The following is a 15168-nucleotide window of genomic DNA, read 5'->3' as shown; positions in this document are numbered from 1 at the left end:
TGTATATGACATTCAGGACTTTGGCAATTCGACGTATCGTTCTCTTCAAGCGCGGGGCAAGGGCCAGCGCAACAAAGGAGATGGAGCATGTCACAGGAACATAAGGGTACGGCGCTCGTTACCGGCGCATCCTCGGGCATCGGCGCGATTTATGCGCATCGGCTGGCGCAGCAGGGTTACGATCTGATCATCGTCGCCCGCAATGGGGAGCGGCTGAAGGCGCTGGCAAGCCGGCTAACGACGGAGACCGGCAGGACTGTGGAGATCCTCGTCGCCGATCTGGGAAGCAAGGTGGACTTAGCGCGCGTCGAGGGCGTGCTGAAGCAAGACCGGAGCATCACCCTTCTCGTCAACAATGCCGGCTTTGGGGGAACAGCGCCGCTGCTTTCTGCCGATGTAGACAAAATGCAGGAAATGATCGAACTCAATGTGACAGCGCTGATGCGGCTAACGTATGCCGCCGTTCCCGGTTTCGTCTCGCGCGGCGGCGGCACGATCATTAACATCGCTTCGATCGTCGCAATCGCGCCGGAACTGTTGAACGGCGTCTATGGCGGCACGAAAGCCTTCGTGCTTGCCTTCAGCCAATCGCTGAAACATGAGCTGGCGGAGAAGAACGTCCGTATCCAGGTCGTGCTGCCCGGCGCCACCGCGACCGAATTCTGGGGCATCGCCGGCACGCCCGTCGAGCACCTGCCCAATGAGATCGTGATGTCGGCGGAAGATATGGTCGATGCCTCGCTCGCGGGCCTCAAGCAAGAGGAGTTCGCAACCATTCCCGCGCTTGAGGACGCCGGCCTGCTGGCCGCCTACGAACAGGCGCGCCAGGCATTGATGCCGAACCTTTCGCGTACCGCGCCGGCCCAACGTTACACGGCGGCTTGATCAAGCCGCCGGTCTGTCTCAGCCGAAGCGTTCCAACGCCATAGCGATGATATTGGCATCGACATTGCCGCCGGAGGTGACGGCAACGACGGTATCGCTTTCCAGCGCCTCGCCGTGGAAGAGGGCAGCAGCCAGCGCCACGGCACCGCCCGGCTCGACGACAATCTTCAATCTGACGAAGGCCAGCACCATGGCGCGCAGCGCCTCGTCGTCGGTGACGACGATGCCGGCGCCGGCGAGGCGCTTCAAGATCGGGAAGGTGATCTTGCCCGGCTCCGGTGTGATGATCGCATCGCAGATCGAACCCGACATGGAGGCGTTGCGTTCGATCCTGCCGGAGGCGAGCGAGCGGGTGGTATCGTCGAAGTCCCTGGGCTCGCAGGGACGGACGCGAAAGCCGGGGGCGCTGGCTTCGAGGGCGAGCGCGATGCCTGACGTCAGTCCGCCGCCGCCGCAGGGAACGAGCACCTCGGCTTCCGTTATACCTTCTTCTGCCGCCTGTTCGGAGATTTCGAGACCAGTCGTGCCCTGACCGGCGATGACAAGCGGTTCGTCGAAAGGTTTGATCAGCGTCAGGCCGCGCTCGGCGGAGAGCCGGGCGCCGATTTCGTCGCGATCCTCGTTGGCGCGGTCGTAGAGTACGACTTCGGCGCCAAAGGCGCGGGTATTGGCGATCTTCAGCTTCGGCGCATCGCTCGGCATGATGATGACCGCGGGCACGCCGTGCAGCTTGGCGGCAAGCGCGACACCCTGCGCATGATTGCCCGAGGAGAAGGCAATGACGCCGCGCGCGCGTACCGCCGGGTCGAGCCCGGAGACGGCAGACCAGCCGCCGCGAAACTTGAAGGAACCCGAATGCTGCAGACATTCCGCCTTCACGAACAGGCGCCGGCCGGCGATCTCGTCCAGGAAGGGGGAGGAGAGAAGCGGCGTGCGGCGCGCGCGACCGCGCAGTCGAGCGCGGGCGGCAACAATCATTTCAATGCTGACCATTCGAGAATCGTCCTGCTTGCGGCGTCGCTCATGCATAGGACGGGGCAAACGGTTTGTGAACGGTGACTTTGTCACCGTGACATGAATGACCATTGCGCCTATGCTTGGTGGCTTGCCGACCGTCAATAGCCGCCCGCCGAGCCTTCTGTCGCGCGGGCGTCCATGGCGCCGTTGTAACGAGCGCCGCCGCCCTTTTCGATTGCGGCAAGGCTTTTGCCGCCGACGAGGATGCCAGCGGCCTGGCCCCAGAGCGGCGCGCCGTTGCCGCCGTCGAAGCTATAGCCCATTGCCGCAAGCGTCTTTTCCGTATCCGGCGAGAGCGCATAGGGCTCGAGATAGACCTTGTCGGGCTGCCATTGGTGATGAAACCGCGGTGCGTTGACCGCCTGGCTGATATCCATGCCGAAATCGACGACATTCAAAATCGCCTCCAGCGTGATTGTTATGATGCGCGAACCGCCGGGGCTGCCGATCACCATGAAGGGCTTGCCGTCGCGGGTGACGATCGTCGGGCTCATCGAGGAGAGCGGCGTCTTCTTCGGAGCGATGGCGTTGGCTTCGCCCTGAACGAGGCCATAAAGGTTCGGCACACCCGGCTTGGAGGTGAAATCGTCCATCTCGTTGTTGAGCAGAATACCGGTGCCGGGTGCCACGACCGCTGCGCCGAAGGAGCCGTTCAGTGTATAGGTGACGGCAACCGCATTGCCCTCGTCGTCAATGATCGAATAGTGGGTCGTCTCGTTGCTTTCCTTGCCGCCGAGCGGTTCCAGGTTGGCCGAAGTCCCGGCCTTGTAGGGATCGATCTTTGCTGCGATCTCCTTGGCGTAGCTCTTGTCGAGCAGCTTTTCGACCGGATTGTCGACGAAATCGGGATCGCCGAGGGCCGCGTTGCGGTCGACATAGGCGTAGCGCATCGCCTCGACCATCACATGCACGGTTTCAGCCGAGGCGTAGCCGAGATAGGAGAGCGGATAACCTTCGAGGACGTTGAGGATCTCGCATATGATCACGCCGCCGGAAGACGGTGGCGGCGAGGAGATGATGTCATAGCCGCGGTAATTGCACTCGATCGGCTTCAGCTCGCGCACGGCATATTGCTCGAAGTCCCCCTTGGCGAGGATGCCGCCCTTGGCCTGGCTCGCTTTTACGATCGCCTCGGCGGGGGCAGCCTTATAGAAGGCGTCCGGTCCTTTTTCCGAAATGGCCGCCAGGACTGCAGCGAGATCCGGCTGCGCAAGCTTTTCGCCGGAGCCATAGGGCTTGCCGTCCGGTTTCAGGAAAATCTTCGCCGCCGTCTCGTCCTTGGCAAGACGCTTGGCGCTGCCGGCAAGGATCGCCGCGTCACCCTGTTCCAGCGTGTAGCCCTCCTTGGCGAAGCGGAGCGCCGGCCCGATAAGATCCTGGCGTGAGCGGGTGCCGTATTTCTCGCGAGCCGTCTCGAAACCCATGACGGAGCCCGGAACGCCGACGGCGAGATAGCCATCAAGGCTGGCCCGCGGCACGATATCGCCCTTAGTATCGAGATACATTGTCTTTGTCGCGGCGAGCGGCGCGCGCTCGCGGAAATCGAGGAAAGCCTTGGTGCCGTCTTTCAGGCGGATGGTCATGAAGCCGCCGCCGCCGAGATTGCCGGCCGAGGGATAGACGACCGCCAGTGCATAACCCACGGCGACCGCTGCATCGACGGCGTTGCCGCCGCTCTTCAGCACCTCGACGCCGACATCGGTCGCCAGATGCTGGGCGGTGACGACCATCCCGTGTTCGGCCTCGACCGGTGCGGGCGAGGCCGCGAAGGCCGTCGTCATAGTGAGCGACAATGCCGATATGACGGAGATCGTCCCGATATGCAGGCGGCCCATGATTTCCCCTCCTATGGACAACAACGGAAAGACATATGGGGCTGCTGCGGCCCGCGGCAATGCGAGGGGCAGGCTTTATCCCGGATCCTGATCCAGCAGTTTGGCGAGTTTGCTGTTGGTATCGTTGTCATCGAGCGGCGTGTAGACGATGAGCTTCATCTCGGGCCGGTTCGTCAGCGCCAGGCCGGTGTGTTCGAAGGACATGCGGCCCATGACCGGATGATCGATGCGCTTGATGCCGGATAGCGCGCTGATCACCTCGTGGCGCTGCCACCAACTGCGGAACTCGTCACTTGCCTGCATGAGCAGTGCAATCAGCCGCTCGAAATCCGGATCACCGGCATAACGAGCGCTGTCGGCCCGGAACATCGCGAGGGAGACGCGGGCAACCGATTCCCAATCAACGAGCAGCCGGCGATGTGCAGGGTCGACGAAGAGACGATGCATGATGTTGCGCTCGTCGCGCTCAAGCGTGTCATAGCCACCGAAGAGCACATCGGTGGCGCGGTTCCAGGCGAGCACATCCCATCGGCGGCCGAGCACATAGGCCGGTTGATGGGTCAGATTGGCGAGCACGCGCTGCAGCGGCTCGTCGACGTGTTCGGGTGTTGTCGACATCGCCTGTACCGCCTGGCGATTATTGAGGGTGAAGAGGTGCCGGCGCTCGGCGTCATCGAGGCGGAGGGCATCGGCAAGGGCGTTTAGCACCTGTGGGGAGGGGCGGACGTTGCGGGCCTGCTCCAGCCATGTGTACCAGGTGGTGCCGACGCCTGCGAGCATGGCGAGTTCCTCGCGCCTCAGGCCTGGAGTGCGTCGGCGGATGCCTTCCGGTAAGCCGACGTCAGATGGCGCCAGCCGCTCGCGGCGTGAACGCAGGAAGGCCGCGAATTCGCGGCGGCGGGCTTCGAAGACGTCGGTTTTCTGATCCATGGGTCCGATCATATCAGTATCGATACCAGGATAAAATTGGAACTGTTTGCCGTTTTCATTGGGCGCATGGTGCCAAAGTCGCAGGTGATCCCCGCCTGCGGATCAATGAGTTCAAGGAGCATCATCATGACTTTGCAGCATGTGGTCATCATCGGCGGTTCATCCGGCATCGGCCTTGCCACAGCAAACTTACTTTTGAAACAGGGATACGCGGTCACCATCGCAGGCCGCGACGGCGAAAAACTCGCGGCCGCACAAGCTTCGCTAGTCGGCGATCTGCGCACCGTCGTACTCGATGCGACGGAGTCTTCAAGCCTAGCAAGAGTTTTTGCCGGCATTGGCGCCTTCGGCCATCTCGTGCTGGCGATGGGCAGCGGCCATGGCGCAGGTCCCTTCGCAACGCTCGATATGGCGGATCTGCTCGCCGGATTTCAGACCAAACTCATTCCGCATGCGGCTGCGGCACAGGCGGCACTACCCTTCCTGCAACCGGGCGGCAGCATCACCTTCGTCTCTGCGGTCAGCGCCCAAGCGGCGATGCCCGGCACGGCAGGGCTTGCCGCCATCAATGCCGGAATTGAGGCGATGGTACCGGTACTAGCCGTCGAGCTGAAGCCGCTGCGCGTCAACGGAGTCTCACCCGGGGTCGTCGATACGCCCTGGTGGCATTTCCTGCCATTCGAGCAGCGCAGCAGCGTCTTCGCGGATTTCGCCGGCCGCACGCCGGTCGGCCGTGTCGGCAGGCCGGAGGATATCGCGCAGGCGATCGCATTCCTGATCGAAAGCGGCTTCATGAGCGGTCATGTCGTCACCTGCGACGGCGGTGTGCGGCTCGGCGCCTGAGGGAGGTTGCGAGCGCCCCGCCGAACATCTTGCCAGCGGGACGTTCGAGTCCCGAGATGTCGCGCACCATGCCGGGCGCCTGATCAGAGACCACGGAGTTTCCGCCGCTCGGTCGCGTGATGGGGCGGCGAGCCTCTCTTCGGCTCTGCGGGCGGCCGACTGGAGGTCGCGCGGCTCGCCGGCGATCTTTTCCATGGCGGCTATGGCGACGTCGGTGGCGAGATAATCCGGCTTATGACCGACGCCGCGGACCGTGACGAGTTCGGAGCCTGCTATATCGCGGGCAAGGCCACGCGAATGCAGGTGTTCCCAGACGATCTCGTCGCGGTCGCCTGTGATGATGACGGTCGGCGCGGTGATCTGCGAATAGAGCGGCGACTGCTCCTTCACATAGGCGAGCAGTCTTTTGAAATCGGCCGCATTGTTGTGGAAGGTGCGCGGCCGCAGCACGAGCGACGGGCCGGTTTTTTCGATGTAGTCGGCAGGGCGTGGATTGGGACGGAAGACATTCAGCGTGCCGCGCTCCAGCCGGCTCAGTCCAAGCGGAACGACGACGGCGTGGTTGAAGAGCCAACCGATGACCGGCACGGTCGCCACATGATAATACCAGTCGATGCCGCCGGGCCACGGATGGGTGGCCGGCGCGAGGAAGAGCAGGCCGGCGGTCTTATCCGGGTGGCGCAGGCCGAAGGCGGCGGTGATCGCGCCGCCGAAGGAATGGCCGACGATGATCGCCTTCTCGATGCCGCGCTTTTCCATCAGTCGGGCGATTGCATCGGCCTGGCCCGAGGGTAGGGCGTTCTCAGGGCCGCCGCGCTCCGAATAGCCGTGACCGGGACGATCGACGAACAGCATTTCCGCCCGGCCTTCGAGCAGTGCGCGAAAAGCGACGATCTGATCGAGCAGATTGCCGCTGGCGCCGTGAATGAAGACGAGCGCCGGAAGGTCCGCATTTTCGGGACGCTCGACATGGACGGCGTTCATGCGGTAGCCGCCGACATCCGTTAACTCGCCTATATTCGGATAGGTCTGTTCGAATTGCCGCGCCTTGTAAGAGGAGTAGCCGATGGCGGCGGCGAGCGGGGCGAGAAAAGCGGAAACTTCGGCAAGCATGATCTTAACGGCGACGATCGATGGATTTTGCGGGGGACGATCGTGTCAAACTCCCTCGACAGTTCTAAAATTGCGCGCTCTGGGCGCAGGTCAAGCTCGGCGAGCCTGCTTCAGGTTCGATTGCCGGCCAGTTTTTCCGCAAGCATGTTGACCTGCTCCTGCGCGGTGCGATCGGCGGGATAGATATCGAGGAACCGTTCCCAGGCCTTCAGGGTCAATTGATCATTGCCGGAATTGTTGAGGATCGCGGCCATGCCGGAGAGCGCGCCGAAATGGCGCGGCTCGATATCCAGCACATGCTCGATGTCGGACATCGACTTGCGGTAATTGCCCATGACGAAATTCAGCGTGGCGCGGCGATTCCAGCTCTCGGCGTAATCGGGCTTGAGGGCAATCGCCTCGTCGAGGAAATCGAGAGCGGCGGGATTGCGTTTTTCCTCGATCGCCTTGTCGGCCCAGTGCATCAGCAGGTTCACGGTCGCACTGCCGGAATCATTCCACTCCAGACGAATTTCATTGGCGATGCTGCTGGCCTTATCAGGATCACGCTCGCGCTTCAGCTGACTGAAGAGCTGATCAAGACGCTGCTTCGGCGAACTAGTGGCATCCCTCCGCTCGACGATGACGTTCTTTTCCGCCGCGGCGACCGGAAACGGGGAGGTGGAGAGGATGAAGGCGAGCGGCAGCACCGCTGACGTCAAAGCAAAAAAGCGCATGGCGGACATATTAGTCCGCCAGCGCCGAAGATCAAACAAATTAGCCGTGATCACCGCAGCGACCCTCGGATGTCCGTTGCCGCACTCTGAGCGGCGCACGATCCGGATTCGCGCAATCAGCCCTGACGAGCCTTGTAGCGCGGGTTCAGCTTGTTGATGATGTAAATGCGGCCCTTGCGACGAACCAGACGGTTGTCACGGTGGCGTGCCTTGAGCGACTTGAGCGAATTCTTGATCTTCATTTTTCTGATCCGCGATCTCTATGGGGGAATTCACATTCGCCCGTAACTTTAACAATCAAAAGCGCGCCGTCGGGGCGCGCTCTTTAGGTGGGGGTGCAGATACCTCGTCACCTCCAGCGTGTCAACCACGTGACGGTGTTTTTCCCAAGCCGCACGGCCGTTTTCTCATCCCGAAACCGGCAATTTCGGCGCCAATGTCGTGACATGACCCATCTTGCGGCCGGGGCGCCACTCGCTCTTGCCATAGAGGTGAACCAGCGTGTCGGGACGCTGCAGCCAGTCGCGGACGGCAAGGATATCGTCACCGACCAAATTCTGCATGACGCAGTCGGAGTGCCGCTCGCCATTGCCGAGCGGCAGGCCGGCGACAGCGCGGATATGCTGCTCGAACTGGCTGACGACGCAGGCGGCTTCCGTCCAATGACCGGAATTGTGGACGCGCGGCGCCATCTCGTTGGCGACCAAGCCGCCATCGGCGAGCACGAAGAATTCGATGCCGATCACGCCGACATAGTTCAACGCGGCGAGAATCTTTTCGGCCGATTGACGAGCGGTCTCCGCAGTCGTCGCCGAGATTGCGGCCGGAACGGTCGAGGTGTGGAGGATGCCGTTGCGGTGGACATTCTCGGCGGGATCGAAGCAGACGACCGTCCCATCCGCGGCACGCGCGGCGATGATCGAGACCTCTCGCTCGAAGGCGACGAAGCTTTCGAGGATGAGCGGCACGGCCCCGAGCGCGGCATAGGCGCCGTCAGGATTGTCGGCGGGCGAGCGGAAAACCTTCTGCCCCTTGCCGTCATAACCGAGACGGCGGGTCTTCAGCACGCCTTGGCCGCCGAAATCTTTCAGTGCGGTTTCGAGATCGGCCTGGCTGTCGACTGCATGAAAGCGAGCGGTTGATATGCCGCAGCCGTTGAGGAAGCGTTTTTCGACGAGCCGATCCTGGGCGGCCTCGAGCGCCTTGGCAGGCGGATAGACGGCGATGCTTGCCGAGAGCGCTTCGGCGGCTGCGACGGGCACATTCTCGAATTCGTAGGTGACGACGTCGCAGGCGTCTGCCAGTTCGGCCAGCGCCGCGGGATCGTCATAGGCGGCGACGATGTGCCGGTTCGCCAGTTGGGCGGCGGGGCAGTCGAGCTGCGGCTCGAGGATGACAGTGCGGAAATTCAATCTGGCGGCGGCGATGGCCAGCATGCGGCCGAGCTGGCCGCCGCCGACAATGCCGATCGTTCCTATGGTCATTGGTCGTCCATTGGATATTCGGCGACGGCAGCACTCTGGCGCTCGCGCCATTCGTCGAGCCTGTCGGCAATCTCTTCGTCGGAAAGGGCCAGCACGGCAGCGGCGAGAAGAGCGGCGTTGACCGCACCCGCCTTGCCGATGGCTAGGGTCCCAACCGGAATGCCGGCCGGCATCTGCACGATGGAAAGAAGGCTGTCCTGGCCGGACATGGTCTTCGACTGAACCGGGACGCCGAAGACCGGCAGCGGCGTCATCGATGCGGTCATGCCCGGCAGATGCGCCGCACCGCCGGCGCCCGCGATGATGACCTTGAAACCTTCCGCACGTGCGCCCTTGGCGAAATTCATCATTCGCTCGGGCGTACGGTGCGCTGAGATGATGCGCGCATCATAAGCGATTTCCAGCGCTTCCAGCGTGTCGGCCGCGTTCTTCATGGTCTCCCAATCGGATTGGCTGCCCATGATGATGGCGACGAGTGGTCTATCTGTCATCCTGCGACCGTTCCTTTCAGGCAATGATATCGGGAACGATCTGGTCTTCCAGCTTGGAGAGCTTGTCCTTGATGACGAGCTTCTTCTTCTTCATGCGCTGGATTCGCAGAGCGTCGCATCCGGTCTCGATCATGGCGTTGATCGCAGCGTCGAAATCCTCGTGCTCCTGGCGCAGACGCGCCACCATGAGCCTGATTTCCGCCTGTTCCTGATCGGCCATATGCATTCCCCGTTATCGTCCTCGGACCTTGTCCGATCTGCCGATGATTTCCGCAAGCTCCTATCACCAAATACGGGTAACGGCTAGTTAGTCTTGATCATGAATTTGCCATCTCTTCTTCATCTTTTGGCCTTCGACAAGCCGTCAAAAATATGTCACAGTCCGCCCCGTTGACACCTTGATCCCCGACGATGATGGTCGGGGAGGGTAAGAGGAAGGAAGGGTCAAATGACAGTTGAAGCTCATCTTGAATCACTCCAGAAAAAGCACGTAGCACTCGAGGAGGAGTTGCACGCGCTCAGAACAGCTCCCTCTATCTCCGATACCGAAATTGCCGAATGCAAGCGCCGCAAGCTGCGCATCAAGGACGAGATTCAGCGTCTCAAGTCATCCGTCCATTAATCCTCCCAGGAGATCGCCGGTCGATCATCTTGCGTTAGAAGAGGTAAATCCATCCATTCCGCCTAAAATCAGCAAGATCCGGTGATCTCATACCAGATTTGCGCCAGTCCGATGCTTGAGGCATTGCGGCTGGCGCTTTCACGAGGGCATATTCGAGTAGTTTCATGTGATCGCAGCGTGTCCCACGGCGGGGTCGGCATCAGGCCCAGAACTGATCCAGCCATAAATTGAGCTTGTCGAAGCCTCGGTTGTTGACCGTGTAAATGCGCTTCGTGCCTTCCGAGGTCACCGAGACCAGATTGCTGTCGAGCAGCGCCTTTAGGTGTTGCGAGACCGCCGGGCGGCTGATCGGCAGCCCTTCGGCGAGCTCGTTGACCGTCCTTGGAGCGCGACGCAATTCCTCCAGCAGAAACCGCCGGTTCGGATCAGCAATCGCAGAGAAAGGGTCCGTGTTCGACATGCTGGAAAAGCTACGTCAAACCGGCCCTTCCGGCAAGGAAATTGTGCATTGCAGCGTAGCGTGGCCCTTGTCAGCCGCTAAGGCCCTCGCGTGCGATCAGAAAGGCGGCGATCAGGGCCATGGCATACATGAAAGGATAGAAGATCTCCGGCTTCATGCGCCGCACGCACCAGGCGCCGGCAAGGGTAGCGAGTGGCGCGAAGGGCAGCAGCGTCGCCGAAGTCGCAAGATTCTGCGTGTCGAGCTGGCCGAGCGCGAAATAGGGGACCAGCTTGATGGCGTTGAGGATCGCGAAGAAACGCACGCTGGTGCCGGTATATTCGCGTGGCTGAAGTTTGAGCGGCAAAGCATAGATCTGGAAGGGGGCGCCGCCTGCATGGGCGACGAAGCTGCCGTAGCCGGAGAAGGCGCCCCAGAGGCCGGCGGCCACCGGCCGCTGGCCGCGCGGCGGAACCACCTTGCCGGCACCCGGGCCGAAATTGTTCCAGAAATAACGCAGGCAGAAGAGGATGGTCACCGCGCCGATGACGATGCGAAGGACGTTGCCGGGAACGAGCGCCGAGGTCGCCCAGCCGAGGGCAATGCCGAAAATTGCGCCCGGCAGCATGATCCTCAGCGTCGCCCAATCGCCATGCCTGCGCCAGATGACGAGCGAGATCATGTCCATGAAGACCAGGATCGGCAGCAGGATCGCCGCGGCTTCGAGCGGCGAGACGACCAGGGCGAGAAATGGCAGGCCGATCAGCGACAAAGCGTCGCCCATGCCGCCTTTTGCTAGGCCGACAAGCAGAACCGCGGGCACGGCGGCGTAGTAGAATGACAAGTCTTGCGGCATGCTTTCGACGTCCTCCTCTTGCAAGCCTCCTCTAACGGAACTACTCACACAAAACGAGTGCGGATCCGTCCTTTCGAGAAGGAATTCGCAGGAAACGGAAAGACCTCATGACCGAAGCCGAAAACCGCTGCCGCCTGGTGCTCATCGTCCCCGATATCGCCAACGCCGATGAACAGGCAAAGATCGTCGCCGATGCGCTGAAGGGCGGCGATGTCGCCTCCGTCATCGTGCCGCAATACGGGCTCGACGACGGCGCCTTCCAGAAACATGCCGAAAAGCTGGTGCCGGTGATCCAGGATGCGGGGGCCGCCGCGCTGATTGCAGGCGACAGCCGCGTGGCGGGACGGGCGAAGGCGGATGGCCTGCATATTACCGACAACCCCCAGGCACTGTCGGAGGCGATCGACAAACACGCTCCGAAGCTGATCGTCGGCGGCGGCAATGCCAGCGACCGGCACAATGCGCTGGAGATCGGCGAAGTCAGGCCGGATTATATCTTCTTCGGCAAGCTCGACGGGGATATCAAGCCGGAGGCGCATCCCAAGAACCTTGCGCTCGGCGAATGGTGGGCCTCAATGATCGAAATCCCCTGCATCGTCATGGGCGGCACCGATCCGGCGTCGGCTCTTGCCGTCGCTGAGACCGGAGCAGAGTTCGTGGCGCTGCGGCTGGCGGTATTCGGGGAGCCCGGCCGAGCGCCGTCCATCGTTGCCGAGATCAATGCTCTGCTCGACGAAAAAGCGCCACGGTTTGAGGATTGAAATCCCGCTCATGCCGATCCTGCCCGCCCGCCCTTTGAAATATCTGCTTGCCAGCATGGTCGCCCTCACTGCGGGCGGGTCTGATATCGCCGTGGCGCAGGCACCGGACAGCGTCATCAGCCAGCCAGGCACCGCGCCGGCGTCAAGCTTTCGCACCGACCGGCTCCCCAACGGGGATGTGAAGCCCTCGGATGGCGTCGGCGTTTTCGACCGCATGGGCGCGAAGTTGCCCGACCTTCCGCCGGAGAAGGACTACAAAGGGCCGATTGACGAGGCGTACGGCGCCTTTCAGCGCGGTTACTATCTGACCGCGATGGACAAGGCGCTGCCGCGCGCCCAACTCGGCGATCCGGCGGCGCAGACGCTGATTGGCGAAATCCTCTCGCAGGGTCTCGGCGTCAAGAAGGACGTGAAGAACGCCGCCTTCTGGTATGGCAAGGCGGCCGAAGGCGGCGATCCTGCGGCGATGTTCAAATATGCCCTGATGCTGATGGAAGGCCAGGGTGTGCCGCGCGACAAGGCCAAAGCCGACGACTATATGCGCAAGGCCGCCGAAGCCGGCAATCCTTCAGCCGAATTCAACTGGGCGCAGATCCTCGTCGCCGACAATCCCGGCGAAAAGGGGCTGAAGCTCGCGCTGCCGTTCTACGAGAAATCAGCCGAGCAGGGCATTGCCGATTCGCAATATGCCGTGGCGCAGATCTATGGAACGCTGAAGGACCTGCCGCAGGAAAAGAAGCAGCTCGCCCGCGAGTGGATGGCGCGCGCAGCGCGAGCCGGCTTCGACACGGCCCAGCTCGATCTCGGCATCTGGCTCGTCAACGGCGTCGGTGGCCCGAAGGATTACGTCAAGGGTTTCGAATGGCTGAAACTTGCCGCCAATGGCGGCAATGTCGTTGCGCAGAACAAGCTCGCCCATCTCTACATCAACGCCATCGGCACGCCGCCGAACCCGATCGAGGCGGCGAAATGGTATGTGCTGTCGCGACGTGCGGGGCTTGCCGATCCGGCGCTGGAGGATTTTTATCTCGGCATCGAGGACGATCAGCAGAAGGCGGCTATAGATGCCGCCAACAAATTCCGGCGGCGATAGCCGCCGCGGTTTTATGCTCTAGAAAAGCGCGTCGGCGAAAAGATCCTCGTCGTTTTCGGCTTTAGCGGTCTCGGCAAGCGCTGAAATACTCTCCTCGCTTGCCGGGATGATGTCGCGATGAATGTTGCGCTCCTGGACCATCGTATAGAGCTTGAAAATCTTGCGGTCGAGCGGTGCGATGACCTCCGCGAGATCGGAGATATCGGCGACATCGGGGCCGGCGACACCTTCGAGCGCATCGGCGCAGCGGGCAAGGACATCGCCGAGTTCGTGCTGGAAGTCGAGCTTGCCGATCAGCAGGCCGATCTTGGCGGCGACCTCGCGGCCGTTCTCGGCGAGCACCTTCAGCTCGTTTTCCATGACATTGGCCGCGGAACGGATGTTGCCAACGGCCGAGGTCAGGCTCTCGCCCAGTCCGCCGGCGGTGGCCGTGGTGGGAGCCACGCGCCCGGCGGCGGCTTCGAGCGCCGGCAGGCCGTTGACGATGGCGTCGGCGGATTCATCGAGTTTGCCGGCGAAGATGCGCAGCTCGGCGGTGACGACGTTGATCGATTTGCCTTCCTCGCCAAGCCGGCTGCAGCGCAGATTGGTGTTCAAGGCCATGTAATGGATGTCGGTCCTGACGACGCGAATGTTGACGATGGCTTCGGAAAGCTTGGCGGCCGTGCCGATTGTCGTATGGCTTACCTGGTCAGCCTGCCGGCTTGCCGTGTCGACCTGCTTGACGATCTCGTGGGCGGCAGAAACGCTGGATTCCAGTGAGCGCATGAAATTGCCGCCGGCTTCGCCGCTTTCGGTGCCCATTTGATCGCGCAGCTTGAGGATTTCCCGCATGTCGTGGTCGAAACTCGCAATCGTCTTGACGACGTTCTCCGAATCCCGCTGGAAATTGACGCACATGTCGCTCATCTGCGCCGCTGTCAGATGGTGAACGACATTCTGGAGACGCTGGCGCGCACCGGCGTCGAGCCCGGCGCCATCTTCGCCGGCGAGGAAATCTTCAAGCAGCGAAAAGGTTGCCTGTACATGTTCGATACGCTGACGTGTGATATCGCCGATTTGCAGGGCTGATAGAGTCGAGCTGACCTTGCTCTGGACGCCGCGTGCGATCGCGCCGACCTCGCGGGCGAGGATGCCGAGATTTTTCCGGTGTTCGGCGATCTTGGCGGCATCGTCGCGCAGGGCTCCGGCGACGGCCGGAACGGTATCGGCGTAGCTCCTGGAGACGTTAGCCCCGAAGGAGGCGGCGAGTTTGACCTCTTTTTCGAGGCTGTCGAGATGGGCGGCGAAGCGATTCACCTCATCGGTGCCCGAATAGATACGTTCCAAAATCTCCTGCGCAAAGCCGGCGAATTCGGCAAGGCCGGCGCCGGTGATCTTTACAGTCACGGCAAAGGTTCTGAGATAACGCATCGTCTCCTGCATATCGGCGACGTGCTTGCGCAGTTCCCTGCCGGTTTGCGCCAGCGAGATGAGCGCCTGCTGGCGATTTTCTTCGGTGACCGGCAATGCAGTCAGGCTTTCCACCGTGGCGCGGAGATCGGCGCTGGTATCGCTCGCCTCCTTGTCATCGAGTGCCTTTGCGACACTTTCGAGCGAATTCAGCAGGCGGTTGAGGACATCCATCACCGACAGCAGCACCGACCCGCCCTCGAGAAAACGCTCCTCGACTTGGCTGCGGGCGGATTCCAGGATCCGACTGATCTCCCGCCCCGATGTGTAGGCTGCAGCGTTGGATGTTACCAGAGCGTGTGCCACATTTATACCTTTTCTTAAAAGCAGGCCATTTTGACTCTATTTCTACGGGCAGGATGGAAATGTCCGGTAAACGCGCCAGACTCGCCTGCGTTGTGATTAATGAAAGGTGTGAGACAAGGCTTTCGGTGCGACGCATGCCAAGTGAGATCATTTAAGGTTTTGTTCTCATTCTATTATTTCTAAGCTTAGAGAGAAGGATACAACTTATTCTCGATAAGAATTAGGAGTCGCGGAATGCGCTTCGCGTCGGTTTTCTACAACCTCTGTTTACGCTGCATTAACGCTGTCGTGAGAGTCCTCTTAGGGTCGAAAGTATTTCTCGGGC

Annotated in this window: 16 protein-coding genes and 1 pseudogene; 5 read left to right on the top strand and 12 right to left on the bottom strand. The window is 61.6% G+C overall.

The annotated features are described in order from the left end of the window. Window positions 1–87 precede the first annotated feature (87 nt). Entirely contained in the window at window positions 88–885 is a 798-nt protein-coding gene (locus NXC14_RS18590) for an SDR family oxidoreductase (RefSeq protein ID WP_085779384.1), read from the top strand. Window positions 886–903: 18 nt separating this feature from the next. Here NXC14_RS18590 and NXC14_RS18585 read toward each other — a convergent pair whose 3' ends face one another. From NXC14_RS18585 to NXC14_RS18575, 3 genes are all read right to left on the bottom strand, one after another. After that, window positions 904–1878, bottom strand: coding sequence for a threonine/serine dehydratase (locus tag NXC14_RS18585; protein WP_085779383.1), 975 nt, complete (start codon window positions 1876–1878; stop codon window positions 904–906). A 122-nt stretch (window positions 1879–2000) separates the two neighbouring features. After that, the gene (gene ggt, locus NXC14_RS18580; RefSeq protein WP_085779382.1) at window positions 2001–3737 is read right to left on the bottom strand and encodes a gamma-glutamyltransferase; all 1737 of its coding nucleotides are present in this window, start codon (window positions 3735–3737) and stop codon (window positions 2001–2003) included. Window positions 3738–3812: 75 nt separating this feature from the next. After that, on the bottom strand, window positions 3813–4679 hold the full coding sequence (locus NXC14_RS18575) for a helix-turn-helix transcriptional regulator (protein WP_085779381.1): 867 nt from the start codon (window positions 4677–4679) through the stop codon (window positions 3813–3815). 114 nt (window positions 4680–4793) lie between these two features. Here NXC14_RS18575 and NXC14_RS18570 point away from each other — a divergent pair, with 114 nt between their 5' ends. Further along, window positions 4794–5510, top strand: coding sequence for an SDR family oxidoreductase (locus NXC14_RS18570; protein ID WP_085779380.1), 717 nt, complete (start codon window positions 4794–4796; stop codon window positions 5508–5510). A gap of 108 nt (window positions 5511–5618) precedes the next feature. Here NXC14_RS18570 and NXC14_RS18565 read toward each other — a convergent pair. From NXC14_RS18565 to NXC14_RS18540, 6 genes and pseudogenes are all read right to left on the bottom strand, one after another. After that, window positions 5619–6623: pseudogene (locus NXC14_RS18565) on the bottom strand (alpha/beta hydrolase); the annotation flags it as partial. A 110-nt stretch (window positions 6624–6733) separates the two neighbouring features. After that, window positions 6734–7348 carry a hypothetical protein gene (locus tag NXC14_RS18560; protein WP_085779379.1) on the bottom strand — a complete coding sequence of 205 codons (615 nt, stop codon included), beginning with the start codon at window positions 7346–7348 and terminating at the stop codon, window positions 6734–6736. Between the two features lie 107 nt (window positions 7349–7455). Continuing rightward, window positions 7456–7581 (bottom strand): type B 50S ribosomal protein L36, encoded by a 126-nt coding sequence (ykgO, locus tag NXC14_RS18555; RefSeq protein ID WP_003582204.1) that lies wholly within the window; start codon window positions 7579–7581, stop codon window positions 7456–7458. A gap of 165 nt (window positions 7582–7746) precedes the next feature. After that, window positions 7747–8823 carry a 5-(carboxyamino)imidazole ribonucleotide synthase gene (locus NXC14_RS18550; RefSeq protein WP_085779378.1) on the bottom strand — a complete coding sequence of 359 codons (1077 nt, stop codon included), beginning with the start codon at window positions 8821–8823 and terminating at the stop codon, window positions 7747–7749. Continuing rightward, a complete protein-coding gene (purE, locus tag NXC14_RS18545) occupies window positions 8820–9314 on the bottom strand; it encodes a 5-(carboxyamino)imidazole ribonucleotide mutase (RefSeq protein ID WP_064811306.1) in 495 nt (164 codons plus the stop codon). Before purE ends, NXC14_RS18550 begins: the two co-directional genes overlap by 4 nt. Window positions 9315–9330: 16 nt before the next feature. Continuing rightward, window positions 9331–9534 (bottom strand): DUF465 domain-containing protein, encoded by a 204-nt coding sequence (locus NXC14_RS18540; protein WP_010028538.1) that lies wholly within the window; start codon window positions 9532–9534, stop codon window positions 9331–9333. Between the two features lie 228 nt (window positions 9535–9762). On the opposite strand from NXC14_RS18540, the gene NXC14_RS18535 reads away from it, so the two are divergent. Next, on the top strand, window positions 9763–9936 hold the full coding sequence (locus NXC14_RS18535) for a DUF465 domain-containing protein (RefSeq protein WP_008533139.1): 174 nt from the start codon (window positions 9763–9765) through the stop codon (window positions 9934–9936). 199 nt (window positions 9937–10135) lie between these two features. On the opposite strand, the gene NXC14_RS18530 is transcribed toward NXC14_RS18535, so the two are convergent. Then, window positions 10136–10396 carry a metalloregulator ArsR/SmtB family transcription factor gene (locus NXC14_RS18530; RefSeq protein WP_003542830.1) on the bottom strand — a complete coding sequence of 87 codons (261 nt, stop codon included), beginning with the start codon at window positions 10394–10396 and terminating at the stop codon, window positions 10136–10138. Between the two features lie 70 nt (window positions 10397–10466). Further along, entirely contained in the window at window positions 10467–11231 is a 765-nt protein-coding gene (locus NXC14_RS18525) for a sulfite exporter TauE/SafE family protein (protein ID WP_085779377.1), read from the bottom strand. Between the two features lie 107 nt (window positions 11232–11338). Between NXC14_RS18525 and NXC14_RS18520 the strand changes: the two genes are divergently transcribed. Continuing rightward, window positions 11339–11992, top strand: a complete 654-nt coding sequence (locus tag NXC14_RS18520) for a thiamine phosphate synthase (RefSeq protein WP_085779376.1) — start codon at window positions 11339–11341, stop codon at window positions 11990–11992. Window positions 11993–12002: 10 nt separating this feature from the next. Then, window positions 12003–13085, top strand: coding sequence for a tetratricopeptide repeat protein (locus NXC14_RS18515; RefSeq protein WP_085779375.1), 1083 nt, complete (start codon window positions 12003–12005; stop codon window positions 13083–13085). A gap of 18 nt (window positions 13086–13103) precedes the next feature. Here the strand turns inward: NXC14_RS18515 and NXC14_RS18510 are convergent, their stop codons facing one another. Continuing rightward, on the bottom strand, window positions 13104–14843 hold the full coding sequence (locus NXC14_RS18510) for a chemotaxis protein (protein ID WP_085779374.1): 1740 nt from the start codon (window positions 14841–14843) through the stop codon (window positions 13104–13106). Window positions 14844–15168: the final 325 nt, after the last annotated feature.

This window comes from Rhizobium sp. NXC14 (genome assembly GCF_002117485.1).
Taxonomy (GTDB): Bacteria; Pseudomonadota; Alphaproteobacteria; order Rhizobiales; family Rhizobiaceae; genus Rhizobium.
Note: the sequence above shows the minus strand (reverse complement) of the source record. Positions and strands in the feature narration are given on the sequence as shown.